This is a genomic window from Synechococcus sp. LTW-R (assembly GCF_014217875.1).
Classification (GTDB): domain Bacteria; phylum Cyanobacteriota; class Cyanobacteriia; order PCC-6307; family Cyanobiaceae; genus Vulcanococcus.
The window spans coordinates 1,917,818-1,940,530 of record NZ_CP059060.1; the positions used below are offsets into that span (position 1 = coordinate 1,917,818).

General features: G+C 62.2%; 28 protein-coding genes. 13 read left to right on the plus strand and 15 right to left on the minus strand.

Going from position 1 to position 22,713, the window contains the following annotated elements; all coding sequences use genetic code 11:
* Nucleotides 1-28: 28 nt before the first annotated feature.
* The gene (gene purT / locus H0O22_RS10640; protein ID WP_185186627.1) at nucleotides 29-1,210 is read right to left on the minus strand and encodes a formate-dependent phosphoribosylglycinamide formyltransferase; all 1,182 of its coding nucleotides are present in this window, start codon (nucleotides 1,208-1,210) and stop codon (nucleotides 29-31) included.
* A 44-nt stretch (nucleotides 1,211-1,254) separates the two neighbouring features.
* On the opposite strand from purT, the gene H0O22_RS10645 reads away from it, so the two are divergent.
* Nucleotides 1,255-1,431, plus strand: coding sequence for a cytochrome B6 (locus H0O22_RS10645; RefSeq protein ID WP_185186628.1), 177 nt, complete (start codon nucleotides 1,255-1,257; stop codon nucleotides 1,429-1,431).
* 4 nt (nucleotides 1,432-1,435) lie between these two features.
* Here H0O22_RS10645 and H0O22_RS10650 read toward each other — a convergent pair whose 3' ends face one another.
* Nucleotides 1,436-1,678 carry a hypothetical protein gene (locus tag H0O22_RS10650; protein ID WP_185186629.1) on the minus strand — a complete coding sequence of 81 codons (243 nt, stop codon included), beginning with the start codon at nucleotides 1,676-1,678 and terminating at the stop codon, nucleotides 1,436-1,438.
* Between the two features lie 762 nt (nucleotides 1,679-2,440).
* Here H0O22_RS10650 and H0O22_RS10655 point away from each other — a divergent pair.
* From H0O22_RS10655 to H0O22_RS10670, 4 genes are all read left to right on the plus strand, one after another.
* Entirely contained in the window at nucleotides 2,441-2,614 is a 174-nt protein-coding gene (locus tag H0O22_RS10655) for a conjugal transfer protein TrbI (protein WP_185186630.1), read from the plus strand.
* 646 nt (nucleotides 2,615-3,260) lie between these two features.
* The gene (locus H0O22_RS10660) at nucleotides 3,261-3,431 is read left to right on the plus strand and encodes a DUF2973 domain-containing protein (RefSeq protein ID WP_370521520.1); all 171 of its coding nucleotides are present in this window, start codon (nucleotides 3,261-3,263) and stop codon (nucleotides 3,429-3,431) included.
* A gap of 2 nt (nucleotides 3,432-3,433) precedes the next feature.
* A complete protein-coding gene (locus tag H0O22_RS10665) occupies nucleotides 3,434-3,640 on the plus strand; it encodes a hypothetical protein (protein ID WP_185186632.1) in 207 nt (68 codons plus the stop codon).
* Between the two features lie 150 nt (nucleotides 3,641-3,790).
* The gene (locus tag H0O22_RS10670) at nucleotides 3,791-4,570 is read left to right on the plus strand and encodes a prohibitin family protein (RefSeq protein WP_185186633.1); all 780 of its coding nucleotides are present in this window, start codon (nucleotides 3,791-3,793) and stop codon (nucleotides 4,568-4,570) included.
* Nucleotides 4,571-4,960: 390 nt separating this feature from the next.
* On the opposite strand, the gene H0O22_RS10675 is transcribed toward H0O22_RS10670, so the two are convergent.
* From H0O22_RS10675 to H0O22_RS10685, 3 genes are all read right to left on the minus strand, one after another.
* Nucleotides 4,961-5,128 (minus strand): hypothetical protein, encoded by a 168-nt coding sequence (locus H0O22_RS10675; RefSeq protein WP_185186634.1) that lies wholly within the window; start codon nucleotides 5,126-5,128, stop codon nucleotides 4,961-4,963.
* A complete protein-coding gene (locus H0O22_RS10680; RefSeq protein WP_185186635.1) occupies nucleotides 5,125-5,886 on the minus strand; it encodes a hypothetical protein in 762 nt (253 codons plus the stop codon). The genes H0O22_RS10675 and H0O22_RS10680 overlap by 4 nt, the downstream gene beginning before the upstream one ends.
* A 706-nt stretch (nucleotides 5,887-6,592) precedes the next feature.
* Nucleotides 6,593-8,002: a tyrosine-type recombinase/integrase gene (locus H0O22_RS10685; protein WP_185186636.1), complete on the minus strand. Its 1,410-nt coding sequence runs from the start codon at nucleotides 8,000-8,002 to the stop codon at nucleotides 6,593-6,595.
* A gap of 319 nt (nucleotides 8,003-8,321) precedes the next feature.
* On the opposite strand from H0O22_RS10685, the gene H0O22_RS10690 reads away from it, so the two are divergent.
* The 3 genes from H0O22_RS10690 to H0O22_RS10700 all read left to right on the plus strand — a co-directional run bounded on the left by H0O22_RS10690 (nucleotide 8,322) and on the right by H0O22_RS10700 (nucleotide 9,015).
* Nucleotides 8,322-8,471, plus strand: a complete 150-nt coding sequence (locus H0O22_RS10690) for a hypothetical protein (protein ID WP_185186637.1) — start codon at nucleotides 8,322-8,324, stop codon at nucleotides 8,469-8,471.
* Between the two features lie 107 nt (nucleotides 8,472-8,578).
* On the plus strand, nucleotides 8,579-8,791 hold the full coding sequence (locus H0O22_RS10695; protein WP_185186638.1) for a hypothetical protein: 213 nt from the start codon (nucleotides 8,579-8,581) through the stop codon (nucleotides 8,789-8,791).
* Nucleotides 8,788-9,015 (plus strand): hypothetical protein, encoded by a 228-nt coding sequence (locus H0O22_RS10700; protein WP_185186639.1) that lies wholly within the window; start codon nucleotides 8,788-8,790, stop codon nucleotides 9,013-9,015. The genes H0O22_RS10695 and H0O22_RS10700 overlap by 4 nt, the downstream gene beginning before the upstream one ends.
* Here the strand turns inward: H0O22_RS10700 and mraY are convergent.
* Complete coding sequence (mraY, locus tag H0O22_RS10705; RefSeq protein WP_185186640.1) at nucleotides 9,001-10,062, minus strand: phospho-N-acetylmuramoyl-pentapeptide-transferase; 1,062 nt, start codon at nucleotides 10,060-10,062, stop codon at nucleotides 9,001-9,003. The genes H0O22_RS10700 and mraY overlap by 15 nt on opposite strands.
* Nucleotides 10,063-10,106: 44 nt before the next feature.
* On the minus strand, nucleotides 10,107-10,382 hold the full coding sequence (locus H0O22_RS10710; RefSeq protein ID WP_010313850.1) for a DUF3134 domain-containing protein: 276 nt from the start codon (nucleotides 10,380-10,382) through the stop codon (nucleotides 10,107-10,109).
* 102 nt (nucleotides 10,383-10,484) lie between these two features.
* Here H0O22_RS10710 and H0O22_RS10715 point away from each other — a divergent pair, with 102 nt between their 5' ends.
* Nucleotides 10,485-10,748: a hypothetical protein gene (locus tag H0O22_RS10715; protein ID WP_185186641.1), complete on the plus strand. Its 264-nt coding sequence runs from the start codon at nucleotides 10,485-10,487 to the stop codon at nucleotides 10,746-10,748.
* On the plus strand, nucleotides 10,748-11,947 hold the full coding sequence (locus H0O22_RS10720) for an argininosuccinate synthase (RefSeq protein ID WP_185186642.1): 1,200 nt from the start codon (nucleotides 10,748-10,750) through the stop codon (nucleotides 11,945-11,947). Before H0O22_RS10715 ends, H0O22_RS10720 begins: the two co-directional genes overlap by 1 nt.
* A 3-nt stretch (nucleotides 11,948-11,950) precedes the next feature.
* Here the strand turns inward: H0O22_RS10720 and H0O22_RS10725 are convergent, their stop codons facing one another.
* The 4 genes from H0O22_RS10725 to H0O22_RS10740 all read right to left on the minus strand — a co-directional run bounded on the left by H0O22_RS10725 (nucleotide 11,951) and on the right by H0O22_RS10740 (nucleotide 14,172).
* Nucleotides 11,951-12,268: a hypothetical protein gene (locus tag H0O22_RS10725; protein ID WP_185186643.1), complete on the minus strand. Its 318-nt coding sequence runs from the start codon at nucleotides 12,266-12,268 to the stop codon at nucleotides 11,951-11,953.
* Nucleotides 12,269-12,332: 64 nt separating this feature from the next.
* Nucleotides 12,333-12,701 carry a 30S ribosomal protein S6 gene (rpsF, locus tag H0O22_RS10730; protein WP_185186644.1) on the minus strand — a complete coding sequence of 123 codons (369 nt, stop codon included), beginning with the start codon at nucleotides 12,699-12,701 and terminating at the stop codon, nucleotides 12,333-12,335.
* 88 nt (nucleotides 12,702-12,789) lie between these two features.
* A complete protein-coding gene (locus H0O22_RS10735) occupies nucleotides 12,790-13,251 on the minus strand; it encodes a Tic20 family protein (protein ID WP_185186645.1) in 462 nt (153 codons plus the stop codon).
* Between the two features lie 36 nt (nucleotides 13,252-13,287).
* Complete coding sequence (locus H0O22_RS10740; RefSeq protein WP_255439292.1) at nucleotides 13,288-14,172, minus strand: shikimate dehydrogenase; 885 nt, start codon at nucleotides 14,170-14,172, stop codon at nucleotides 13,288-13,290.
* A gap of 83 nt (nucleotides 14,173-14,255) precedes the next feature.
* Here H0O22_RS10740 and dnaK point away from each other — a divergent pair, with 83 nt between their 5' ends.
* The gene (dnaK, locus tag H0O22_RS10745) at nucleotides 14,256-16,160 is read left to right on the plus strand and encodes a molecular chaperone DnaK (protein WP_185186647.1); all 1,905 of its coding nucleotides are present in this window, start codon (nucleotides 14,256-14,258) and stop codon (nucleotides 16,158-16,160) included.
* A gap of 117 nt (nucleotides 16,161-16,277) precedes the next feature.
* Here dnaK and pstS read toward each other — a convergent pair whose 3' ends face one another.
* From pstS to psbQ, 3 genes are read right to left on the minus strand one after another with little or no spacing between them, the layout of a single operon-like run.
* Nucleotides 16,278-17,267 (minus strand): phosphate ABC transporter substrate-binding protein PstS, encoded by a 990-nt coding sequence (gene pstS, locus H0O22_RS10750; RefSeq protein WP_185186648.1) that lies wholly within the window; start codon nucleotides 17,265-17,267, stop codon nucleotides 16,278-16,280.
* Nucleotides 17,268-17,319: 52 nt separating this feature from the next.
* Nucleotides 17,320-18,372 (minus strand): FAD-binding oxidoreductase, encoded by a 1,053-nt coding sequence (locus tag H0O22_RS10755; protein WP_185186649.1) that lies wholly within the window; start codon nucleotides 18,370-18,372, stop codon nucleotides 17,320-17,322.
* 44 nt (nucleotides 18,373-18,416) lie between these two features.
* Nucleotides 18,417-18,902: a photosystem II protein PsbQ gene (gene psbQ, locus H0O22_RS10760; RefSeq protein ID WP_185186650.1), complete on the minus strand. Its 486-nt coding sequence runs from the start codon at nucleotides 18,900-18,902 to the stop codon at nucleotides 18,417-18,419.
* 118 nt (nucleotides 18,903-19,020) lie between these two features.
* Here psbQ and purU point away from each other — a divergent pair, with 118 nt between their 5' ends.
* Nucleotides 19,021-19,893 (plus strand): formyltetrahydrofolate deformylase, encoded by an 873-nt coding sequence (gene purU / locus H0O22_RS10765; protein ID WP_185186651.1) that lies wholly within the window; start codon nucleotides 19,021-19,023, stop codon nucleotides 19,891-19,893.
* Nucleotides 19,890-21,182, plus strand: coding sequence for an O-antigen ligase (locus tag H0O22_RS10770; protein ID WP_185186652.1), 1,293 nt, complete (start codon nucleotides 19,890-19,892; stop codon nucleotides 21,180-21,182). The genes purU and H0O22_RS10770 overlap by 4 nt, the downstream gene beginning before the upstream one ends.
* Here the strand turns inward: H0O22_RS10770 and H0O22_RS10775 are convergent.
* On the minus strand, nucleotides 21,179-22,705 hold the full coding sequence (locus tag H0O22_RS10775; protein ID WP_185186653.1) for a radical SAM protein: 1,527 nt from the start codon (nucleotides 22,703-22,705) through the stop codon (nucleotides 21,179-21,181). The genes H0O22_RS10770 and H0O22_RS10775 overlap by 4 nt on opposite strands.
* Nucleotides 22,706-22,713 lie beyond the last annotated feature (8 nt).

A 22,713-nucleotide genomic window follows, 5' to 3' on the forward strand; every position in this document is an offset into this window, starting at 1 on the left:
TCCCTTGGGGCTAGAGGGGTTTGGGTCTCTAGATCACCTGGATCTTGCCGGCGGCCTGATCCGCTTTTTGGCGGGCGTCGTCCAGGTCGGCGCCGCGGGCCAGGGCGACCCCCAGCCGCCGGTAGGGGCGGGCGTCGGGTTTGCCGAAGAGGAGCACCTGCACATCGGTTTCGGCCAGGGCCTCCTCCAGGCCGCTGAACGCCACGCTCTCGCTTTGGCGCTCGGCCAGGATCACGCGACTCGCGGCCGCTCCCTCGGAGCGGATCTCGGGGATGGGCAGCCCCAGGACGGCCCGGAGGTGCAGCTCGAACTCACTCAGGTTCTGCCCCGCCAGGGTGACCAGGCCGGTGTCATGGGGCCGTGGCGAGAGCTCGGAGAAGACCACTTCACTGCTGCCATCGGGGCGGCGGCAGACGAAAAACTCCACGCCAAAGATCCCGGCGCCGCCGAGGTTGTCCGTGACCTCGCGAGCCATGGTTTGTGCGGCGGCCAGCTGCTCCCACTCCAGTTGGGCGGGTTGCCAGCTGCACTGGTAATCACCCCGCTCTTGGATGTGACCGATGGGCGGGCAGAACAACGTTGGCCCGTTCCACTGTTTGACGGTCAGGAGGGTGATCTCCTGCTCAAAGTGCAGGAACTCCTCGACGATCACCCGGGCTCCGCTGCCTCGGGCTCCAGCCATGGCGGCCTCCCAAGCGGCGGCAATGCCCTCCGGCCCGTCCACCACGCTCTGCCCCTTGCCCGAGGAGCTCATCACGGGTTTCACCACCACGGGCCAACCCAGGGGAGCGGCGGCCTGGGCCAATTCCTCCGCGCTGCTCGCGTAGGCGAACTTGGCGGTGCGCAGCCCGAGATCTGTGGCGGCGAGGTCGCGGATGCGGTCCCGGTTCATGGTCACGGCCGTGGCCCGGGCCGTGGGAATCACGGTGGTGCCTTCCGCCTCCAGCTCCGCCAGGGCATCGACGGCGAGGGCTTCAATTTCAGGGATCAAGACGTCCGGCTGGTGCTGGCGCACCACTGCCTTGAGGGCCTCTGGGTCGGTCATCGGCACGACCTCGGCTACGTCCGCGACCTGCATGGCCGGAGCTCCGGCGTAGCGATCCACCGCGATCACCCGGCACCCCAGGCGCTGGGCCGCGATGGCGACCTCCTTGCCCAATTCACCGCTGCCCAGGAGCATCAGGGTGCGGGGGAAGTTGGTGCTGGCCATGGCCGCCGCGGAGACGAGAGACTTGCGCGATCTTGCATCGCCGCGTGCCCGTGCTGTTGTTCGCCCCGTTCGCTTACGCCACTGCTGGTGATGCAGCGGATGGTCTGCTCAATGGTCTGAGCATTGAGGACCTGCAGCGCTGGACCTTGATCTATCTGGGGATTTCGGCGCTGGCCTTCGTCCTGGTCTGGCTGATTGGTTATCTGCGCCGCGCGGGCTGAGCGCTTAGTCCGGGTCGATCAGGTTCAGTTGCCGCACCGGGGACTGTTCATCGATGAAGCCATAGGCGGCAAAGACGCCGGCATCGCTGTGGGTGATGTGTTGACCATCGCTATGGCGCTCGAGCACAAACCCCTCGGCGGCCATGCGCCGCATCAGGGCGGCGGCTTCTTCAAAGCGGGCTGCCATCGCCTCGAGGCTGGCGCAGTCGCCCGTGAGCCCCGTTTCCTTCCAGGTGAAGTAGGCCATTATTGAAATACTCCGCAATAAGCGTAGTGACTGGAAGGAGTTTGAGGAATTTAGGTTCGGCTGAAAACAGTTGGTATGTGGTTGGTATGCCGACTGTTTTTGGCCTGATCCCTCACTGCTTCAAACATGGCATGGTCCGGTTGCGTGAAACAGATCGCGGTTGGCAGCTGGTCGCCAGCTGAAATCGTTTGATTCTTGTTAGGTCTTCCCACACCAGCTCCGCTGCAGCAGGTCTCAGTGACGGTGGAGAGGTGTCGCTCTGGAGGCTCCTGGTGCTTGGCCTCTGGCGCTGTTACGCAGGGGTAGCTGCCTGGCACTGATGCCATTCACACGCATCGCGCACACGGCGAAGGGTTCAACGATTGATGCTTTGGACGGCAACTGCTTCAGGGTCTGCGACTCCCAGGGTCACTGCCAAACCGTCCAAGGACTGTGGAACGCAGAGGAGGTCATCAGGCGCAGTGAAACAAGCTCCACCAGGAACCGTGCCTGCTTACTGCCCAAGCCGATCAGGCGACCGGTTGGAGAGTGGTGAGCTGGTTGCCTCGTGTTCTCTGATGCGACCGCTCTTGCCGCGGAAATAAAAGAATCCTGAGCACAACTACCGATGCTCTTCAGGATTGAGGTCGGCCATGACTGCTTCGGTGCGCAGTCCACGAGCTTGAGCAGGTTCTTACCGCCTCGCTTGTCCTAGAGGCTGCGCGACCAACCCTTGCAATTCATCCCCGACAGGCCTAAGCCAGGGGTAATCGCTTAGTTGGTATGCCTGTCGTTCTGACGAAGTGCGCTTGCCCCAAATGCAAATGCGAGGTGCCTGAGGTTGGAGGTGTTCAGCGCAACGGCCTCAGCTACTGCTCGGAAGCCTGTGCTTCAGGGCATCCAAACAACGAGCCTTGTCATCCGACCGGCGCTTGCGGATGCGATTGCGGCGGATAGCACTTGCCATAGGGCAGTGCGCTCATCATTTCCCTGAGCAAGTAGCCGCATCTCAGGCGCTGAGCGGCATTTGAGCGCCCGTTGGTATGGATTGGAGGCGCTGCTGGTATGCACACCTCACCAGCTGCCTCAACCCGTCCTGCGGCGGTCCTCAGACCCACACAAAAAGTTCAGCTGGCTACAAACGGCACATCACCGCTGGAACGGCTGCCGTATCATCTCCTCACGACCTTGGGTCGGACTTCGGGAGGGTGAAGGGGTCTTCAACACCCCTTCTTTTTTTGTCTGCCTGAGTGCTGCTGGGTTGCATCAGCAGACGCTGCTGCCATTCCTGCTCCAGCTGGTCCAAGCGGGTGAGCATGGCTGGGTTCATTGGAAGGTCGCCCAGTGACTGGCTAACGCTGGCACCAGCTGTAGTGGTGCCGCCAACTTATGCCAGCAAACCGACACCCCCTATGGGGTAACTGGAGTCCTTGTGGGTACGTGAAGTGGGTTCGGAAATTTTCCCCGAGACGCGCCCACGCCCATGCAGAAGCATTGGTTAATGTTTCTTAACACTTGCTGATCGCGTCTGATGCTGGGGTCTCTCTTCCCTCTCGCTTACTCAGCAATTGCCGTCGTTCTGCTGGTTCAAGCCTTCCGAATGATGCGCCTTGTAGGCGGTTCGGCTGCTTCATCCGCGGGTCGCCAAGCCGACCGCACAGGCTTACGGACGGTGCACCCAGAGCTTTTGAACGAACACGGTGAAGTCACTACAGAGGAGTTGTGGGCAGTGAGCTTCAGCGAGCTTAAAAGCGCGACTTCGCATGAGAGCTGAGCATGACGATTGACTCTCGATGCAAAGAGCAGAGGAATGTTGCGGACATGATGCTGATGAACTTCAAGAACACAGCACCAGGTTCTAAGGAACAAGTCCAAGCCTTAAACACCTTGAGCTTCCTGCTCGGCATGTGGGGTGACTTCTTAGAGGAAGAGGAGCGCCGGATGAAACTTGCTTCTATGCTCAAGTCCACGTCATCATTCTAAGGGAAAGATCTTACACTCTTTGACTAAGTGATAACGATCTAACGGGATTCAGCCAAAGATAAATCTGAGAACATCGATCCGTAACAATGTGAGTCGTTCATCCACGGCTCCGTGACGTTGACGCCATCATCTCGTTAAGACAAAAGGCCAATGCAGAACATCACTCCTGGAAATACTGAAAATGGCCTGTCGCTTGCAGTTATCGGCATTTTCGTAGCGGCAATTCTGTTGCTTGGCTCCGTCTTTGTCGTTCCCGCAGGTCAAGTTGCCGTAATCACTACCCTCGGGAAGGTCAGCAGCCAGCCAAGACTTCCAGGCCTTAATATTAAAATCCCCTTTATCCAGACAACTCATCTCTTTAATGTGCGGACCCAGGTGAAGCCTGAGGCCTTTTCAACGCTCACAAAGGACTTACAGGTCATTGAAGCGACAGCTACGATTAAATATGCAGTTAAGACAGAGGAAGCGCCAAGGATCTATAGCACAATTTCAATCGGCGACGATGGCATTTACTCTCGAATTATTCAGCCGTCTCTACTTAAGGCCCTGAAGTCTGTATTCTCTAAGTACGAGCTTGTTGAGATAGCGACTGACTGGAATACAATTTCCTCCATTGTCGAAGACAGTATCGCTAAAGAGCTCCAGAAGTTTGATTACGTATCTGTCAAAGGCCTCGATCTAACTGGCTTAAAGATTGCCGAAGAGTATCGTTCAGCAATTGAGCAAAAACAAATCGCTGAGCAGCAACTTCTTCGCGCTGAGACTGAAGTGAAGATTGCGGAGCAAGAAGCCATCAAATTCGAGACCCTCAACAAGGGGCTTAACGAAAAGGTGCTTTACAAGCTGTTCCTCGATAAATGGGACGGGCAAACCCAGGTTGTCCCTGGGATTGGCTCAGGTACTCCGCCTGTGATTGTTGGTCGTAGCTGATCCTGGCTCCGTCCAAATCTCGATGGCGCCTTCCGAATCCTGTCCAAGCTTTTCCGAACCTCATCCATCTGCCGCTGAACCTCCTGAGCCTGTGCGTTCTCCTGCTTAAATCTTGTGATCAGCTGGTCCTTTTCCTCAAGGGTTGGTGCTCTTCGTAGTTGTTGAAGTTGGTGGTTGTTGAATTGGGAGAGTAGTGATGGTGATTGGTTGTTCATTTGGCTGATCAATGGTTTGCGGTTGTTGATTGGTTGAATTCAAGTTCAAGTTGAATGGGATCGGTTCGAGTCGGTGAGGTTTGTGGTTCTTCGACCCATCCAACGTGTATGCCACCGTTCTTGCTGATGAGTGTGAGTCGTTGGTTTGGAGCTGTTGTGTGGTTGTCCATTGTGTTCACTTCTTAATGTCGATAATCCACTCGGCTGCCATTGACCTGGCGTCTTTTGCCTGTCCGAAAATCAGCAGAGTGTCGATGCGTTCTTTGGCTGATCCTGAAATCTGCCCAAGCTTCCAGTAGCGGATGTGTGGAAGCTGGTTTGAAGCTTGGTTCTTTTTGTTCATGCGTATGTGTGAGATGCGTATTTCCATTGATCTAGGCATTCGCTGATGTAGCTCAGGGTGTACTCAATCGTGTTGAGAGACTCCATCGCCTCATGGTCATGTTGGATAGATGACCAGTTGATTGTTTGCGCCAGCAGAACAAATTGCTCTATTAGGTCCGTTGTGCTTGGTTCATCGGTGTCCTCTGCTGCTTGGAGTGCAGATAGCTGTTTGGAGGTTGTCTCCAGACTGCTGTTGTCTTCTTCTACCACTTCTATACACTTTGGAAAGACCTGCCTGATCTCTGCCATCCGTTTCACCGACATAGGCAGTTGACCTGCACTGAAGTGAAAGTCTCTGTAGCTGACTTCTTTTTTGACGGCAGCGAAACCCTCGTCAGACATTCGACTCAACTCATAAATATGAGATGGAGTAAGGGTGTCGAACCACTTCTGCTCTTCTTTATCTGTATGTCTGCTGGTCAGCCAATCAGCGGTTGCAACGAGCTTGTGCGCGTTGTTGCGCTTGAACCCGACCGCTTCGACCATTTGCTGAACCTGTTTTCGTAACCGCTTAGACCGCCATCCGTATTGGTTGTCATTGTCGAAGCGGTGATGCTTGTCCAGGTATTTAGCTTCATTGAAGACAGCGATAGCTAGTCGAAGACCGGCGGACGCTGCATTTCTCTGGAGGATTGCTGTTTCAGCTGCAAACTTAAGGAGTTCTTGTGCTGTCTGTTCTCCAATCTCTGCCAGTATTCGGTTCAGGCTGGGACTCATTCGTTGGTCTGGCGTCCCATCGCTATCTACTGGCGCTATTAAGTGGCTTAGGTTGATTTGTGTTGGCATACGAAAACTCCACACGTGTGGATTATTTGTTGATTGTGATCACCACCTGCTGGTTTCTTGTCCTGGTAAATGGTGTGTTTGGTATTCATTTGCAAGTACCCTTCCAGATATTGCGGGTGGTTTTAACGTCTTGAGCCTGATGCAGCAGTTTGTCCTGTATAAGTCAGTGGTTGCCCTCTGTAAGGGTGTGATGTCCTGCTTATAAGGGACGGATCGCCTTCGTCCCTGTTTTAATTGGCGACCGGCTTCGTTTCTGTTTAAGGCAGGGACTTTTCCTCCTGTCTTAGGGTGGGACTGTGGTCTCTCCTGTATTCCTCAGGGACCGGTTTGCTCTTGTCTATAAGGGACGCACCTGTTTTTCTTCTCTTTAAGTGACGGACCGCCTCCCGGTATACATAGCTGATGTATCTGCTGTATTAGGCAGGGACCGCTTGACTCCGGTGTTAGGCCGACACCTCTCGCCGTATAAGGAGCCGCTTGACCCTTATAAGTGTGCTATTGCTCCTTGTACACCCGACACCGCTAGAAGCTGCCTAGAAGGCTCTCCAAGGTATTTTAAGTGGTTGCTCGCTCTTGCTTCATCATCAAGTGGAAGCGCCCTCTGGGGGCATAGAGGAGGCTCTGGCTGGCTTTGATCTCACCAGGCATACTTGTTGAATAGATCTTTCTTCTCCCCAGGCCTTTCCCGCTTCCCGAGAGTGGGCATGGTGAGCTCTCGCCCTTTCTTCCGCAGGTTCAGTCGTGCGTACGTCTTTTGGGTTTCCATGACGGAATGACCGGCCATCTCATCTACTTCATATACAGGCGTCCCCTTCAGTAGGTGATCTTCGATGAAGGTTGAGCGCATCGAGTAAATGGTGTACGGGTGTGGTGAGTAGCGGTGGCCAGTTAGTTTGGATTCGAGAGCGTCTAATACCTCCTTCCATGAGCGTTGGAAGTTGGAGTATCCGTAGCCTTTTAGTTCATTGTTTGGGTTTGAGAAAATGACGGTCTCCCTGTTTGGTGCCACCTTCAGTTCTTTTGAGGCGATGTAATCCTCTTGGAACTGGTTCCACCTAATTAGCTCACGTGCCTGGTTCGCCGGAATCTCTCGAGCTTGTTTGGTCTTGCTCCGAATGGTGTAGATGTACGACACCAGCCACTCTTCGCGTTTTCCGCTGCTGGTGGTTCTGCCTTCATCAACAATCTCAACCTGCTTCCATCGCATCTTCAAAATCTCTTCAGGCGACATGCCTGTGTTCTTCATGAACAAGATGAAGTGCCAGAACAGAGTCCGCCAGTAGTAAATGCGGTGGTTCTGTAGGCGTTTCGCGCTGTCCCTGTATGGACCCCGCACATAGTCAACGATTGTTTTCCAGTCATCGGCGTTGATGGCCGGGTTTTTCATTCGATCCGTTTGTTTGACCCGACTTCGTGAAAGGAAATCTTTGTCCAACAGCAGATCCGCATCAAGCAATCTGTTTTTGACTAAGTAGTTCTTGCAGAAATCCTTGATGTGACCGACCTCGACATTCCTGCTTAGCGGCGTTGCTGTGCTCCTGAAGAGCTCGTAGTCCCTAAACGTTCCAGCATGGATCTGGTTGGTGTACAGGACGCCCTGGGACGCCAGGTACGGCAGCAGGTGTTGCGTGAGTGTGATCCCCTTTTGCTGCATTGTTTTGGCCGTGATCAGTCCTGCAGTGCTTCTGCGCTTTTCCTGCTCTAGGAAGCTCCGTACGGCGTTCTCGATGAGTTGCCGCCGTGGTTGGCGCGTCACCGTCTGCTGCTCGTGGCTGAGCTGTCTCTTGGTGCTTCTGGAGCCTCCGACAAGCTCACTGGCGAGGTCAGGGGTTTCCTGCTCCTCAGCCTGGATTGCGAACGCCACCTCTATCGCCGCCTGGACGGCATCTTCCATTGAGGTGACGTTTGGGATCTTCCGCTGGCGGTAAGACCTGCTGCCCTTGACCAGCTCCCGATAAAAGAACGACCCAGTAGAGGTTCCTGACCCGTAGAGCACTACAAACTCTCTGCCGTTAAGCACCTCACGCTTATCAACGATCCTGGGCATGCTTTTGTTGGTATGACGTGGGTATCGAGGGGTGTGACCCGCTCAGATCCCTGGCATAAGCCCAACGCCTGCATTTCCAGGTGAAGTAGGCCATGCCCCGGCAATGCGCTGATCTGACCGTAAGACCGGCGGAACAAATCCCGTTTGGCCAAGAAAAAAGGGGGTTGCCACACCCCCTCGAGAATCTCCCTTGCCCGACCCGAAGGTCGTGGACAAATGATGCGCTGCGGCAGGGGTTTGAACTGTTGTTCTTGTAACGCTCTGCGGCCTGTGTGGGCTGCCGCTGACAGTGTTGGGTGATCAATGTGACCGTTGCGCCATGACGTCTGCGGGCCGGGCTGTGCGACTGATCGTGCTGTTCCTGTTGCTCGCCTTTGGCGTGGTGATGTGCACCTGGTTGGGGGAAGGCCCCCCTCCGGTGAACAACACCGAGGCCGACGAAGCAATGCCCGTTTTGCAAGCGCAATAGGCCTGGACAACCTCCCGGCCTTGCGTAACGATTAAGGCCGAACTTCTTGGTTTGGCGGCAAAGCAAAGCAATGCCCACTCCAAAGCGTCCGCAAGCGATCTGAGTAGATGGAAATTCTGATCCATCTCCCCGCTGTGATGGTGGCCGGATCCGCGGCGTTCATCGGCTATTCCTATTACTCCGCGGCCGTTCAGCGGGCGGCCAAACGGGAGCGACTGCGCCAGTCTGCCTATCCCAATGTGGTGGGACTCTCCACGCGCACGGTCGAGCCTGATCGCGCCGATTTGGAGCCGGCTCGCGATTGGGACGTGGCTGCATGAGGCCCCGCTGGCCTTGGTTCGTGCTGCTGTTGATGGGGGGCATTGCCGCTGGGGTGGCCTGGTTCTGGGTGGACCACCGCCAGGTCTGTGCCCGTTGGGCCTCCATGCAACTCAGTGATGCCGAGGCGATGCAGCAGTTGCGGCTGAAGCCGGGGCGCTACAACGCCTATTCCACGGTCCTCGGCTACTGCCGCTACTACCGGGTCAGCTCAAGCCAGCAGTAGTAATCCCAGGGCGGCCAGCCCCGCGCTGATCAGCCAGAAGCCGACGACCACTTGTTGTTCTGAGGCGCCACCCAGTTCGAAGTGGTGATGCAGCGGAGCCATGCGGAAGACCCGCCGGCCGACACCATCGGGGCCCTTGGTGGCCTTGAACACCCAGACCTGGACGATCACCGAGAGGGATTCCGCCAGGAAGATCCCGCCCATCAAGAGCAGGGCCCAGAGGCTGTTGCTCAGCAGGGCCACCGCGGCCAGGGCCGCCCCCATGGCCAGGGAACCGGTGTCGCCCATGAACACCCGGGCTGGGTGCCGGTTGAAGAGCAAGAAACCCAGCCAGCAGCCAGCCATGGCCGCGCAGAAGCCGGCGAGGGCGGGGTCCCCCTCGTTGCCACGGAGCATCAGCTGCACCCCCATGCCGCTGAAGACGATCGCTCCGCAGCCGGCCGCCAGACCATCGAGGCCGTCGGTGAGGTTGGTGGCGTTGCTTTCCGCCAGGAAGACAAAGAGCCCCAGGGGCCAGATCAGCAGGCCCAGGGGAAGGATCCAGCCCAGGGGCAGGGCGATCTGGGCGGTGATCAGCTCATGCCAGGCGGCCCAAGCCAGGAATCCAGCGGCGCTGAGACCCTGCAGCAGCAGCTTGCCGCTGGGCGAGAGCCCCGTGTTGTGGCGTTTGGTCAGGCTGCGCCAGTCATCGAATCCGCCGATGGCCATGTAGGCCAGGGTGATCGCCGCGACCCCGGGCAAGCGCAGGTCGCTCGGGGCAATCAGCCCCCCCACCAGCACGCCGACGGGAACGACCAGCAGTCCTCCCATCGTGGGTGTCCCCGCTTTGCTCAGGTGGCTTTGGGGCCCCTCTTGGCGGATGACCTGTCCGAGTTTGAGGTTGCGCAGTCGGGGCACCCCCCAGGTGCAGACCACGGCGCTGATGGTTGCCGCCACGAGCAGCGGAACGCTGAGCTGCGGTGTTCGCGTGAACCAGTCACAGCCTTCGCAGACCCCCAACAGCAATAAACCCAGCAACAGCGCCAGGCGGCGGCTGTTGCTGGGCATCGAGGCGATGAACCTGCTGGTGGAGACCACAGGGGTGGGAGGAATCAGTCCTCCCAGTTTTCCTCGTTTTGCTCGTCGTCGGCCTTGTAGTCCTCTTTCTCGCCCATCAGCGCGGACAGTTCTTCTTCTTCCACGGTGCTGACGTCGCTAGTGGCGGCTTCCTCATCCACCACGAGTCGGCCGCTGGTCTCGAGCCAGCTCAACAGATCGGGCTCCTCGCGCAGGGGCAGCACCGGGGCGGGTTCGCTGCGGCCGTAGCGGGTCAGCGAAGGATTAATGCCATCCAGCTGGGAAAGGCTGGTGCTGAGGTTGCTGCTCATCGCGTGAGGCCCGTCGGACGTCGGTGTACAGGAGTGCTGGGTTCGTAGCTACCCAGCTGGCGCCAATCCGCCATCCTATCCGAGACTCTCCCTGGGGCCGAGATGGCAGCGGCGAAATGGTGGCAGCTGGCGCCCGCATGGGGCGTCGCCCTTGTCGTCAGTGGGCTTTTGGTCTGGGCGGGACGCCACTGGCCAACGCCGTTGTTGGCGCAAGCCTGGGCCCTTGAGCGGCCCGATGTGGCGGTGGTTCTGGCCTTGGCGTTGGTCCTGCTCCCCCCTCTCGGGATGGCCCTTTGGCTGGTGCTCCAGATGGCTCGCTACCGCGACAGTGGAGAATCGATCGATTGCGCGCATGGAGAGCGTTAATGGGCCGGGCCAAGAAGGCTGTGCTGGCGTATTCCGGTGGTGTGGATACCAGCGTCTGTATTCCCTTTCTCAAGAACGAGTGGGGCGTGGAGGAGGTGATCACCTTCGCCGCCGATCTGGGGCAGGGGGATGAGCTCGAGCCCATCCGTCAAAAGGCGCTGGATTCCGGGGCAAGCCAGTCGATCGTTGGTGAACTGATCGAGCCCTTCATCCGCGACTTCGCCTTTCCGGCGATTCGTGCCAACGCGCTCTACGAAGGCCGCTACCCGCTCTCCACGGCCCTGGCGCGTCCCCTGATCGCTCGCCGTCTGGTGGAGATCGCCCGCGAGGTTGGTGCGGATGCCGTGGCCCATGGCTGCACCGGCAAGGGCAACGACCAGGTGCGCTTCGATGTCGCGATTGGTGCTCTGGCACCCGATCTCAAGGTGCTGACCCCGGCCCGGGAATGGGGTATGAGCCGCGAGGAGACGATCGCCTATGGCGAGCGTTGCGGCATCCCTTCCCCGGTGAGCAAGAAGTCGCCTTACTCGATTGACCTCAACCTCTTGGGACGCTCGATTGAGGCGGGTCCCCTGGAGGATCCCAACGTGGAGCCTCCCGAGGAGATCTACGCCCTCACCGTGAGTGTGGATGCGGCTCCCGAGCAGCCCCAGGTTGTGGAAATCGGTTTCGAGAACGGCAATCCCGTCAGCATTGATGGCGAGCGTCTTGACCCCGTCAGCCTGATCCGCCGCGCCAACGCCCTGGCCGGCAGCCACGGCTACGGCCGCCTCGACATGATCGAGAACCGTGTGGTGGGCATCAAGAGCCGTGAGATCTATGAAACCCCCGGCCTGCTGCTGCTGATCAAGGCGCACCAGGAATTGGAGAGCCTGACCCTGGCCGCGGACGTGCTGCGCAGCAAGCGCCAGTTGGAGCAGCAGTGGGCTGACGTGGTCTACCAAGGCCTCTGGTACGGCCCGCTGAAGGACGCCCTGGATGGCTTCATTGACCGCACCCAGCGCACCGTGAACGGCAGCGTCAAGGTGAAGCTGCACAAGGGCAACGCCACCGTTGTCGGCCGCAGCAGCGCCAACAGCCTCTATGTCCCCGACATGGCGACCTACGACTCGGGCGATCAATTCGATCACCGTGCCGCCGAGGGCTTCATTTACGTCTGGGGTCTGCCCACCCGTCTCTGGGCCAACAGCCAGCGCTGAGGCCTAGGCCGCTTCGGGCCAGAGCGGCCTGACCCGAGCACCCCTTTCGGATTGGAGGGGAAGGATCAATGGCTCGTCTCGCTCCAAGGACTGCGGCTTCAGTTGGGGGTGACCCTGCTGGAGCCGTTCGTTTTCTGCGCTCAACAGCCGTTGGCGCTCGAGGATCGGTTCCAGCCGTTGGCTGAACTTCCGTTCGAAGATGCCGGGCAGCTCCGCGAGCAGAGACTCCAGCTCAGCGATCTGCTGCCGCGCGCGCTCAAGCTCCTCTTGGCTTTGGGTCAAGGCCGCCTGCAGGTCCTGGTGCTCCAACAGCCGGCCCATAAAAAACCTCCTGGAACCTAACCAAGGCTCCAGGAGGGAACAAGAGGCGAGAAGCCTTTGGTGATCAGGAAGCGGAGGTCTGCAGGGCAGCTTCGTCGCTGGCGGCCTGGGGTGCAGGGCCGGTGCGGGGAGCAGGCAGGGGGCCGTCCTGCTTGACGGTCAGGTAGCGAATCACGTCTTCGCTGAGGCGCATCGCCTTCTCGAGGGCTGCAACCTGTTGGCCGTCGCCGTTGTGGGCGAGCTGCACGTAGATCCCTTCCTTGTGCTTGGCGATGGTGTAGGCCAGGCGGCGCTTGCCGCGCATCTGGCAATCCAGCACCTCAGCACCGGCTTCGGTGACGAGATCGCGGTACTTGGTGATGTGGGTCTCCACCTCTTCCTCCGGGATGTCCGGACGAAGGATGTACATCGTTTCGTAGTAGGGCTGCGACATGGCTTACGCGATCCGACGTGGACGCCGAAAGGGACGGTGGCTGATGGGGTGGACCGAAGCCCGGTTCATCAGCGGCGGATCGTCCACCCTACAGCTGCATGCGAACCGCCTCAGACAGGCTGGGAATGTCGGCTTCCTTGCCGCGCAGGCACTGGATGATCCCGAAGAGCACCAGCACCAGCATCCCCAAGAAGATGGTGTTGGCCAGGGTCCGAACGGCGAAGTTGCCGCCCAGGGGCGCCAACAGCAGGTTGAACGCCAGGGAGAGCACGATCAGGATGATGTCCAGCAGGATCGCCTGCAGGGCGTTGAAGCGGATGAAATAAGGCACCCGTGGGTTGCGCACGACCCCCAGGAACAGCACCAAGAAGAGGATGAAGCCGCCGAAGGGGATTGCCTGTTCCACCAGCACCAGCGGCAGCGCAGGCAGGCTCAGCCACTGGAGCATCGGGAAGAGGCTCGTCAGGGAGCGTCCGAAGGGAAGGCCGTCGCTCCAGGGCAGGAGATAGGTCAGAAGGGCTAGCAGCCTCTGCCAGCTGGGGATCGTCATCGCGCGCGGTCGCCGTGGACGTGACGTTAGTGGGACCTACTGCAGCTGGTGCAGGGCGGCCTCGTGCATGGCCTCCACGGGCACGTCGCTGTGACCGCTCCAGAGGCGCAGGGAGGCGGCCCCCTGCTCCACGAGCATGCGCAGGCCATCCAGGCTGCGGCATCCATTCGCGGCGGCGTGCTTCAGCAGGGCGGTGGGCCGCGGGGTGTAGATCAAGTCGTACACCCACGCCTGGGACGGAAGCGTTTCCAATTCGGCGTGGCTCAACGGGCAGGCCTGGGCGGCGCTGGCCGCCGGCGCGGAAGCCATTCCCACCGGCGTGGTGTTCACCACCAGGTCCGCGTGCGGCAGGGCTTCGCTGACGGCGTTCTCCCAGGACAGGGTTTTCAGTTGGGGCGCCCAGCCTTGGCAGTCGGCCTGGAAGGCCTGAAGGGCTTCGGCCCGTCGCCCGGCCAGAACGATCTCCGCAAAGCCCAGCTCCACGAGGCCGGCGACGACGGCGCGGGCACTCCCGCCGCAGCCGAGCACCAGGGCCCGCTTGCCCGACCAGCTGGCTTCCCGCAGGGGCGCGCAGAACCCCTCCACATCGGTATTGGTGCCCAGCCAGCCGCCCCCCTGGCGCGGCACCAGGGTGTTCACGGCCCCCAGGCGCTCCGCCAGTGGACTGAGTTCGCTGCAGAGCGCCGCGACCGCTTGCTTGTGGGGGATGGTCACGTTCAGGCCGCGGCAGCCCATCGCTTCCAGGGCGCGCACAACGGTGGCGAGTTCGGCCGCTGGCGCGGGCAGGGCCAGATAGGCCCAGTCCAGACCCATCGCTTCGAGGGCCGCGTTGTGCATCACCGGCGAGAGGGAGTGGCGCACGGGATCGCCCAGCACCCCCACAAGCGCTGTGCTGCCTTGGATGCGGGCCTCGGCGTTCACGGTGGTTCGGGCACTGTTCGGCAACCACACCTAGCCCCACACGGGTGCTGCTGCGGAGGATGCCTGCAGTTCAGAGGTCACCCATGGGCAAGGTTGTCGGTATCGACCTTGGCACCACCAACAGCTGCGTGTCGGTCATGGAGGGCGGCAAGCCCACCGTGATTGCCAATGCTGAGGGCTTCCGCACCACGCCCTCCGTGGTGGCATACACCAAGAACCAGGATCAACTGGTGGGTCAAATCGCCAAGCGCCAGGCGGTGATGAACCCGGAGAACACCTTCTATTCCGTCAAGCGTTTCATTGGACGCCGGGTGGATGAGGTGAACGAAGAGTCCAAGGAAGTGAGCTACGGCGTCGAGAAGGCCGGCTCCAACGTCAAGGTCAAGTGCCCGGTCCTCAGCAAGCAGTTCGCCCCTGAGGAAGTCAGCGCTCAGGTGCTGCGCAAGCTTGCTGAAGACGCCGGCAAGTACCTCGGCGAGACCGTGACCCAGGCGGTGATCACCGTTCCCGCTTACTTCAACGACTCCCAGCGCCAGGCCACCAAGGACGCCGGCAAGATCGCTGGCCTCGAGGTGCTGCGCATCATCAACGAGCCCACCGCGGCGGCCCTGGCCTACGGCCTGGACAAGAAGAGCAACGAGAAAATCCTGGTCTTCGACCTGGGCGGCGGCACCTTCGACGTGTCCGTCCTCGAGGTGGGCGACGGTGTCTTCGAGGTGCTCTCCACCTCCGGTGACACCCACCTGGGTGGTGACGACTTCGACAAGGTGATCGTTGATCACCTGGCCGACACCTTCAAGTCCAACGAAGGCATCGACCTGCGCAGCGACAAGCAGGCCCTGCAGCGTCTGACCGAAGCGGCTGAGAAGGCCAAGATCGAGCTCTCCAGCGCAACCCAGAGCGAGATCAACCTGCCGTTCATCACGGCCACCCCTGAAGGCCCCAAGCACCTCGACCTGACCCTGACCCGGGCCAAGTTCGAAGAGCTGGCCTCCAAGCTGATCGACCGCTGCCGCGTGCCCGTTGAGCAAGCCCTGAAGGACGCCAAGCTGGCCTCCTCGGAGCTGGACGAAGTGGTGATGGTGGGTGGTTCCACCCGCATCCCCGCCGTGCTCGAGCTGGTGAAGCGCGTCACCGGGAAGTCCCCCAACCAAACCGTGAACCCCGACGAGGTGGTGGCCGTGGGCGCCGCCATTCAGGGCGGTGTGCTCGCCGGTGAGGTCAAGGACATCCTTCTGCTGGACGTCACTCCCCTCTCCCTGGGTGTGGAAACCCTGGGCGGTGTGATGACCAAGATGATCCCCCGGAACACCACCATCCCGACCAAGAAGTCGGAGACCTACTCCACCGCCGTGGACGGTCAGACCAACGTGGAAATCCACGTGCTCCAGGGCGAGCGCGAGATGGCCAGCGACAACAAGTCGCTCGGAACCTTCCGCCTCGATGGCATCCCCCCGGCCCCCCGTGGCGTTCCCCAGATCGAAGTCACCTTCGACATCGACGCCAACGGCATCCTGAGCGTCACCGCCAAGGACAAGGGCAGCGGCAAGGAGCAGAGCATCTCCATCACCGGTGCTTCCACCCTCAGTGACAACGAGGTGGAGAAGATGGTGAAGGACGCCGAAGCCAACGCCAGCGCTGACAAGGAGAAGCGCGAGCGGATCGACGTGAAGAACCAGGCCGAAACCCTGGTCTATCAAGCCGAGAAGCAGCTGGGCGAGCTGGGCGACAAGGTCGGCGCTGAGGACAAGGCCAAGGTCGAGTCCTCTTCCGCCAAGCTCAAGGAGGCGATCGAGAAGGACGACTTCGACACGATGAAGTCCGAGCTCGAGACCCTGCAGCAGGCCCTCTACGCCGCCGGTGCCGCTGTCTATCAGCAAGCCGCCGGTGCTGAAGGTGCCGCTGCTGGTGCCCCCGGCGCTGAGGCCGGTGGTTCTGGTGCGGCTGGTGACGACGTCATCGACGCCGAATTCACCGAGTCCAAGTGACGCTCCGCTCACACTGTTGAGCCCAAAGCCCCCGGTTCCAACCGGGGGCTTTTTTGTGCCTCGACCCGCGCAGCCCCAAGCCCCCCTCGAGGGGGGGCTTGGGGCTTGGCCCTTCGCTTATTCGCCGATGCTGGCGACGGCGGCCCGCGCTTTCTGCAGCACGTTGGGGGGCAGGCTCACGTAGCCGAGGGCCGGGGCATTGGCCTGGGCGGCGTCGCTGAGGGTGTAGTTGAAGGCCTCCTGCAGACCCTTGAGCTTGTCGCCGTTGCCGCTCTTGTAGAGCAGGATCCAGGTGAAGGTCACGATCGGGTAGCCCGCCTTGGGATTGGGGTTGCTCCCGGTCAGGTTCGGGCCCAGATCGATGCTGCCCAGGGCTTCGGACGCTTCTTTGGTGGTGGGCTTGGCGTAGCTGCCACCGGCATTTTGCAGGGCAGCGGCCTTCAGATCACCACGGACATAGGAACTCTCGACGTAGCCCAGGGCGCCCTTGATTTGCTGCAGGCTGGCGGCCATGCCCTCGTTGCCCTTGGCACCCAAGCCCGTGGGCCATTTGATCGATTTGCCGCTGCCCGGACCGCTGGCCCAGGCGGGGCTGAAGGCCGAGAGGGACTTGGTGAAGTTGTAGGTCGTACCCGAGCCGTCGGAGCGGTAGACCACCTTGATGGCCTGATCGCCGCAGCCGAGGTCGCTGTAGTTGGTGATCTTGCCTTCGAAGATGCTCACCAGCTGCTGTTGGCTGAGCTTCAGGTCGCAGCCGGGGTTGTTGTAGGCCACGGCGATCGCACCGGCGGTCATCGGTACCTGGACAGCCCCGCGCTTGACGGCGGCGGCATCCGCTTCGCTCAGGGGCTTGTCGCTGGCGGCGAAATCAACGGTGGCGGCGTCGAACTGGCGAATGCCAGCGCCGGAGCCCACCGATTGGTAGTTGACCTTGACGGAGCCCTTGGCGGCCAGGTCCTGGAACCAGCGCAGGTAGATGGGAGCCGGGAAGGTGGCGCCGGCTCCCTGGAGGCGCGCGCCGGAGCTGTCGCCACCGGAGCCGCCGCAGGCGGTCAGGGCGAGGACTCCAAGGAGGCTCAGCGGTGCCAGGGTGCGGGAGCGCAGCATCGTCGGCGGTGGTCGACAAGAGCCCTCAGGCTAGAGATGCACCCCTCCGCGGTCAGCCCTGGTCGGCGTTCTCGATCTGCTCGGCGACCCAGGTCGCGCTGGCGGGAGCCAGCAACACCCCATTGCGGTAGTGCCCACTGGCGAGGAGAAGCCCCGTTTCCAGCTGCTCCAGCAGCGGTGCCGGCCGGCCGAGGGGGCGGGCCCTGAGCCCCTGCCACTGGCGCAGCACCGTGGCCCGCTTGAGCCAGGGCGGCGCCTGTCCGCTGAGCTCCCGCAGGGCCTGCAGCTCCTGGGGCTGCCCCTGGCGTTGATCGATTTCCACGGTGGCCCCCAGCCAGAGGCGGCCCTCGGGCCGCGGCACCAGGTTGATGCCACTCCAGCTCAGGCTTCCCGGCCAGTTGCTCGGGCCCTGATCCTCCTCGGCCAGTTGCAACTCAAGGGCTTGTCCCAGCACGGGATGCTGGGGGCGGTCATGGCCCAAGGACTCCAGCAGCGCTGAACTGCCCAGTCCGGCACTGAGCACGGCCCAGTCAAAGGTCCCCGCGTTTGTGGACCCGCAGCGCACGCGCCAGCGGCCGGCATCGCCCCGCTCCAGTCCGTCCACGCTGGAGGCCTCCAGCGCGAGTCCGAGTCGTTCCCCATCGGCGAGCAAGGCCCGCATGGCGGGGACGGGGTCCAGTTGTCCGTCCTCGGGGGAGAGCAGGCCCCCCAGGCAGGGTTGGGGAATCAGCGGCTTGAGCTGCTCGAGGTTCGCGGCCGCCAGCAAGCGCAGGTCGTCGCGCTGACACGCCAGCTGGGCTTGGGCGTCCCGTTCGGCAGCCGTGGTCGCGAGCTGCAGCAGACCCGGACGGAAGGGCAGGTCATGGCCCCGCTGCTGAAGCGTCTCGCGCCATTGGCGCCAGAGGGTGTGGGACTGCTGCCGCAGCCTCCAGCCCCGGCCACTGCTGCGGCGAAAGACGCGGGCCATCAAGAGGCCGAGGGCTGCGCTGCTGCCGGCTTCCTCGCCCTGGGCCTGCCGCAGTTGGGGGTCAAAGAGCGTGACCTGGTGGCCAATCTGCTGCAGGTGCCAGGCCACGGAAAAGCCCACCACACCGGCTCCGATCACGCAGATCGAGGAGGGCCGGCGGGTGGGCAGGGGGTTCAGCGGATTCAGATCTGCTTTAGGTCGGACTGAACTTGCTCAGGAAGGATCTGGGCGTAACGGCCGAAACCGCTGGCGACCTTGATGTAGGCCTTGCTCAGGTTGTTGGCGTCCTGCAGACGGGCGGCTTCGTCGAGGTCGGCGAGGGCAGCCTTCAGGTCAGTGGCCAGCTTGGTGGCCTCGGCGCGGTCGCCGGGCAGCAGGCGCTGGTTGATGTAGAGCATCTCGCGGCCCACTTCTTGCATGGGGCCGTGGATCAGGTTGCGGGTGAAGACCCAGTTGCGCTCGTTCACAAGGGTGGCCAGCTCGGGCAGGCGGTTGCGGGCGGAGAGGAAGCCTTCGGCCTGGCGCTCGATCACGGTGATGTCATCCGTGCTCAGGGTGGGGGCCTTGGCTTTGTCGCCACCACAGGCGGTCAGGCCAAAGCTGATGACCAGAGCGAGAGCCGCCAGGGCCAGTCGCCGCAGGCCGGAATAGAGCTGTTGAGCCGCCATCGTTGCTGAACTTGATTGCGGGACTTTACCCAGGGCAACAGGTCTCAGAGCACTGCATAACGAGCTGCAACGGCTGGAGCGGCAGAATTCAGGGCTCGACGGGCTTCGACGCCATTCCATGACGGCTGCCACCGCCATCCTTCAGATGATTTGCCCCGATCAGCCGGGGCTTGTGCGGGAGCTCTCCGGTTGGGTGGCGGGCAACGGCGGCAACATCGTCCACGCCGACCACCACAGCGATCAAGGGGCGGGCTTGTTCCTCAGTCGGATTGAGTGGCAGCTCGAGGGCTTCGGTCTGCCCCGGGAAGCGATTGCTCCGGCGGCGGCGTCCCTGGCGGAGCGCCTCGGCGGTGAACAGACGGTAACCTTCTCCGACGAGCGTCCGGCGGTGGCGATCTTCGTCAGCAAGCAGGACCATTGTTTGTTGGATCTGCTCTGGCGTGTGCGCACGGGCGAGTTGCCGATGCGGGTGCCGCTGGTGGTCTCCAACCATCCGGATTTGGGGCCGATCGCCGAGGAGTTTGGGGCCCAGTTCGCCCTCGTGCCGATTAGCAACGCCAACCGCGGCGAGGCGGAGGCCCGCCATCTCGAGCTGCTGGCGGAGCACGGCATCGAGTTGGTGATCCTGGCCAAGTACATGCAGGTCCTCACCCCGAGCTTTCTTGCGGCCTTTGACCCCCCGGATGCATTCCACCGGGTCATCAACATCCACCACTCCTTCCTGCCGGCCTTCATGGGGGCACAGCCCTATCACCGGGCCTGGGAGCGGGGCGTGAAATTGATCGGCGCCACCGGGCACTACGTGACCGACGAGCTGGATGCGGGCCCGATCATTGCCCAGTCCACCGTGAATGTGAGCCACCGCGATGAGGTGGAGGATCTGATCCGCAAAGGCCGCGACACCGAGCGTCTGGCCTTGGCCCGGGCGGTGCGCTTGCATCTGAAACGACAAGTGATGGTCTACCGCGGCCGTACGGCGGTTTTCGAATGACCCAGCTCTGGCGCAGGCCGCTGCACGCCGGTTTGGAGGTGCTGGATGGCGAGCGGCCGGCGGCGGCGACGCTTTGGGGCTGGCGCTGTTTCCAGGTCGCCCTGCTGCTCCTGCCGGCCAGTGCCCTCTTGGCGGGCCTGTTGCTGTTTGTGGCCTTGATCCTGGGAAGCCGTCAGCCGACGGCCTGGCGGGACGACCGGGTCAATTGGTGGCTTGGGGGCATCGGCCTCTGGATGGTGCTGGGTTGCTTGGCAGCCTCCAGCGGTTGGCTGGCCTGGGTCGGTTTGGGCAATTGGCTGCCCTTTTTCTGGGCGTTCTGGGGGTTCCAGCCCTATCTCGCAACGCCCGAGGCCCGGCGCAGGGTGGCCCTGTGGCTCGTGGCGGGGACCGTGCCAGTGCTGGGCACCGGCTTTGGTCAGATGGTGCTCGGCTGGAGCGGCCCCTACGAGTTACTGGGCGGGGCGATTGTGTGGTGGATCCGCGGCGGCGGCAACCCGCCCGGTCGGCTCTCGGGCCTGTTTGATTACGCCAACATCACGGCGGCCTGGCTGGCCTTGAGCTGGCCGCTCGTGCTGGCGGCCTTTCTGAAACACTGCCGCCGCTGGCGCTCCGGCCCCGTGGCCTTGGGGCTCTGGGGCATCAGCTTTGCCCTGGTGGTGACCCAGGTGGCCGAGATTCTGGCCACCGACTCCCGCAATGGCTGGGGGGCCCTGGTCTTGGCGGTCCCGATCGTGCTCGGTCCGGGCCGCTGGATTTGGCTAGTGCCCCTGCTCCTACTTGCGTTGCTTCCCGTCGCCTTGGCCACGCTGCCGGGGGTGCCCGCGGTGATTCAGGCGCCCCTGCGGGAGATCGTGCCCCAGTCGATTTGGGGCCGCTTGAACGATTTCAACTCCCATGGGGAGCGGCCCCTGGCTCTGACCCGCCTCAGTCAGTGGGGCACGGCCGTGGGACTGATCGGCGAGCGCCCTTGGCTGGGTTGGGGGGCGGCGGCCTTCAGCGTGATTTATCCGTTGCGGACGGGGCATTGGCATGGCCACCCCCACAACATCGCCTTGGACCTTGCCTTGAGCCATGGCCTGCCGGTGGCCATTGGCCTGGTGGGCTTGGTGCTCTGGCTCTTGATCCGCGGCGTGAGGCTGGGGATGGCCAGTGGTGCCCTGTTTGAGCGGGCCTGGTGGGCCGCAGCTCTTGTGCTGGTGGTGCTGCACGCCACCGACATCCCGATGTACGACAGCCGCCTGAACATCGCCGGTTGGATTCTCTTGGCGGGTCTGCGCTGCCGCCGCTAGGCCAAGGCTTCGTCGTGGTGCTTGCGCAGGGTGGCCTTGGGCAGTGGACCCTTGAGGTGCTCCCAGGGCAGAACCCGATCAGCCTCCCAGGCGCTGTGGATCACGTCCTCCCAGGGGGGGAGGGGTGTCTCGGCTTCGCGATAGGCCTGCTTCCAGCCGCCGAGTTTTTCGTGGCGGCCGCGCACCGCGGCGATCACGTGGGCCAGGCGCCGGTCGCTGCGGGAGAGGAGCGCCTGGATCACGCTCCAGCCGTAGCTCTCCGGGCGCAGGTCGATGCCCTTGGGCTTGAGCCGCTTGGCCAGCAGCTTGAGTCGTTTCTCGGCTTCCGGGCGGACGCCCTGCCACTGGAAGGGGGTGTGGGCCTTGGGCACAAAGGTGCTGACCCCGAGAGACAGCCGCAGGCCTGGGCTGGCTTTTTTGAGCTGGAGCAAGAGGTCGGCGGTGGCCTCGATGTCGTCTTCGCCCTCCGAGGGCAGGCCGGCCATGCCGTAGAGCTTCAGGCCGCTGAGGCCACCCTCTTTGGCGTAGCGGGCGGCGGCATAGATCTCCTCGGTGGCCAGCTTTTTGTTGACCACCTCGCGCATGCGCTCGCTGCCGCTTTCGATGGCGATCGTCAGGGACTTGCTGCCGCGTTTGGCCAGGATGCGCCCGAGCTCGGGGGTGACGGTGGCGGCCCGCACGGAGCTGACGCTGACGCGGGTGTCCTCAAAGCGGTCCTGATCGAGCCACTGCAGCAGGTCGCCGAATTGCGGGTGCTGGGTCACCGATGCTCCCAGCAAGCCGAGGCGTTGAGTGGCCCCCAGGCCCTTCTCCACGGCCGGGATCAGCCCGTCATCGAGGCTCGGGGTTCGGAAGGGCAGGGTGAGGTAGCTGGCCAGGCAGAAGCGGCAGAGCTCCGGGCAGCTGCGCACGACCTCGACCATGTGAATGGAGGGCCAGGCCGCCTCAGGGGTGATCACCGTGGAGTGGCTCAGGGTGTTGCCGCGCCAGGTCTGTTTCTCGATGGTTTCGGGGATGCCGGCCTCGATCGGTTCGATCGCCAGCAGGTCGCCGCCCTCGCTGTAGCGGGGGGCGTAGAGCGAGGGGACATAGACACCGGGCACCGCCGCCAGGCGCCGCAGGCGTTCGTGGCGCGGGGCGGTTTTGCACGCCTGCAGGGCATCGATGAACGCCGGCAGCAGCAGTTCGCCATCGCCGAGCAGCACTGCATCAAAGAAGGGGGCCAGGGGCTCGGGGTTGGCGGTCAGCACCGGTCCCCCGCCAAAGACGATCGGATCGTTGTCGCCGCGCTCGCTCGCCCAGATCGGGATGCGCTGTTGCTCCAGCAGATCGAGCAGCACTGGCCCGTCGAGTTCCCAACTCAGGGACAGGCCAAAGAGGTCGCAGTGGCGGTGCTGCGGATCACCCTGGTCGGTGAACAGCCGCCGCACATCCACGTCGGCGCGCTGGGCCAAGGTCGCCCAGACCACCTGATAGCCGAGGCTCGTGATCCCCACGGTGTAGGTGCTGGGGAAGGCCAACACCGCCCGAA

Coding starts and splice junctions, on each gene's coding strand:
- purT (WP_185186627.1), bottom strand. CDS start 1,210: ATGGCCAGCACCAACTTCCCCCGCACCCTGATGCTCCTGGGCAGCGGT.
- H0O22_RS10650 (WP_185186629.1), bottom strand. CDS start 1,678: ATGGCCTACTTCACCTGGAAGGAAACGGGGCTCACGGGCGACTGCGCC.
- H0O22_RS10655 (WP_185186630.1), top strand. CDS start 2,441: ATGCCTGTCGTTCTGACGAAGTGCGCTTGCCCCAAATGCAAATGCGAG.
- H0O22_RS10660 (WP_370521520.1), top strand. CDS start 3,261: ATGCGCCTTGTAGGCGGTTCGGCTGCTTCATCCGCGGGTCGCCAAGCC.
- H0O22_RS10665 (WP_185186632.1), top strand. CDS start 3,434: ATGACGATTGACTCTCGATGCAAAGAGCAGAGGAATGTTGCGGACATG.
- H0O22_RS10670 (WP_185186633.1), top strand. CDS start 3,791: ATGCAGAACATCACTCCTGGAAATACTGAAAATGGCCTGTCGCTTGCA.
- H0O22_RS10675 (WP_185186634.1), bottom strand. CDS start 5,128: ATGAACAAAAAGAACCAAGCTTCAAACCAGCTTCCACACATCCGCTAC.
- H0O22_RS10680 (WP_185186635.1), bottom strand. CDS start 5,886: ATGAGTCCCAGCCTGAACCGAATACTGGCAGAGATTGGAGAACAGACA.
- H0O22_RS10685 (WP_185186636.1), bottom strand. CDS start 8,002: ATGCCCAGGATCGTTGATAAGCGTGAGGTGCTTAACGGCAGAGAGTTT.
- H0O22_RS10690 (WP_185186637.1), top strand. CDS start 8,322: ATGACGTCTGCGGGCCGGGCTGTGCGACTGATCGTGCTGTTCCTGTTG.
- H0O22_RS10695 (WP_185186638.1), top strand. CDS start 8,579: ATGGAAATTCTGATCCATCTCCCCGCTGTGATGGTGGCCGGATCCGCG.
- H0O22_RS10700 (WP_185186639.1), top strand. CDS start 8,788: ATGAGGCCCCGCTGGCCTTGGTTCGTGCTGCTGTTGATGGGGGGCATT.
- mraY (WP_185186640.1), bottom strand. CDS start 10,062: ATGCCCAGCAACAGCCGCCGCCTGGCGCTGTTGCTGGGTTTATTGCTG.
- H0O22_RS10710 (WP_010313850.1), bottom strand. CDS start 10,382: ATGAGCAGCAACCTCAGCACCAGCCTTTCCCAGCTGGATGGCATTAAT.
- H0O22_RS10715 (WP_185186641.1), top strand. CDS start 10,485: ATGGCAGCGGCGAAATGGTGGCAGCTGGCGCCCGCATGGGGCGTCGCC.
- H0O22_RS10720 (WP_185186642.1), top strand. CDS start 10,748: ATGGGCCGGGCCAAGAAGGCTGTGCTGGCGTATTCCGGTGGTGTGGAT.
- H0O22_RS10725 (WP_185186643.1), bottom strand. CDS start 12,268: ATGGGCCGGCTGTTGGAGCACCAGGACCTGCAGGCGGCCTTGACCCAA.
- rpsF (WP_185186644.1), bottom strand. CDS start 12,701: ATGTCGCAGCCCTACTACGAAACGATGTACATCCTTCGTCCGGACATC.
- H0O22_RS10735 (WP_185186645.1), bottom strand. CDS start 13,251: ATGACGATCCCCAGCTGGCAGAGGCTGCTAGCCCTTCTGACCTATCTC.
- dnaK (WP_185186647.1), top strand. CDS start 14,256: ATGGGCAAGGTTGTCGGTATCGACCTTGGCACCACCAACAGCTGCGTG.
- pstS (WP_185186648.1), bottom strand. CDS start 17,267: ATGCTGCGCTCCCGCACCCTGGCACCGCTGAGCCTCCTTGGAGTCCTC.
- psbQ (WP_185186650.1), bottom strand. CDS start 18,902: ATGGCGGCTCAACAGCTCTATTCCGGCCTGCGGCGACTGGCCCTGGCG.
- purU (WP_185186651.1), top strand. CDS start 19,021: ATGACGGCTGCCACCGCCATCCTTCAGATGATTTGCCCCGATCAGCCG.
- H0O22_RS10770 (WP_185186652.1), top strand. CDS start 19,890: ATGACCCAGCTCTGGCGCAGGCCGCTGCACGCCGGTTTGGAGGTGCTG.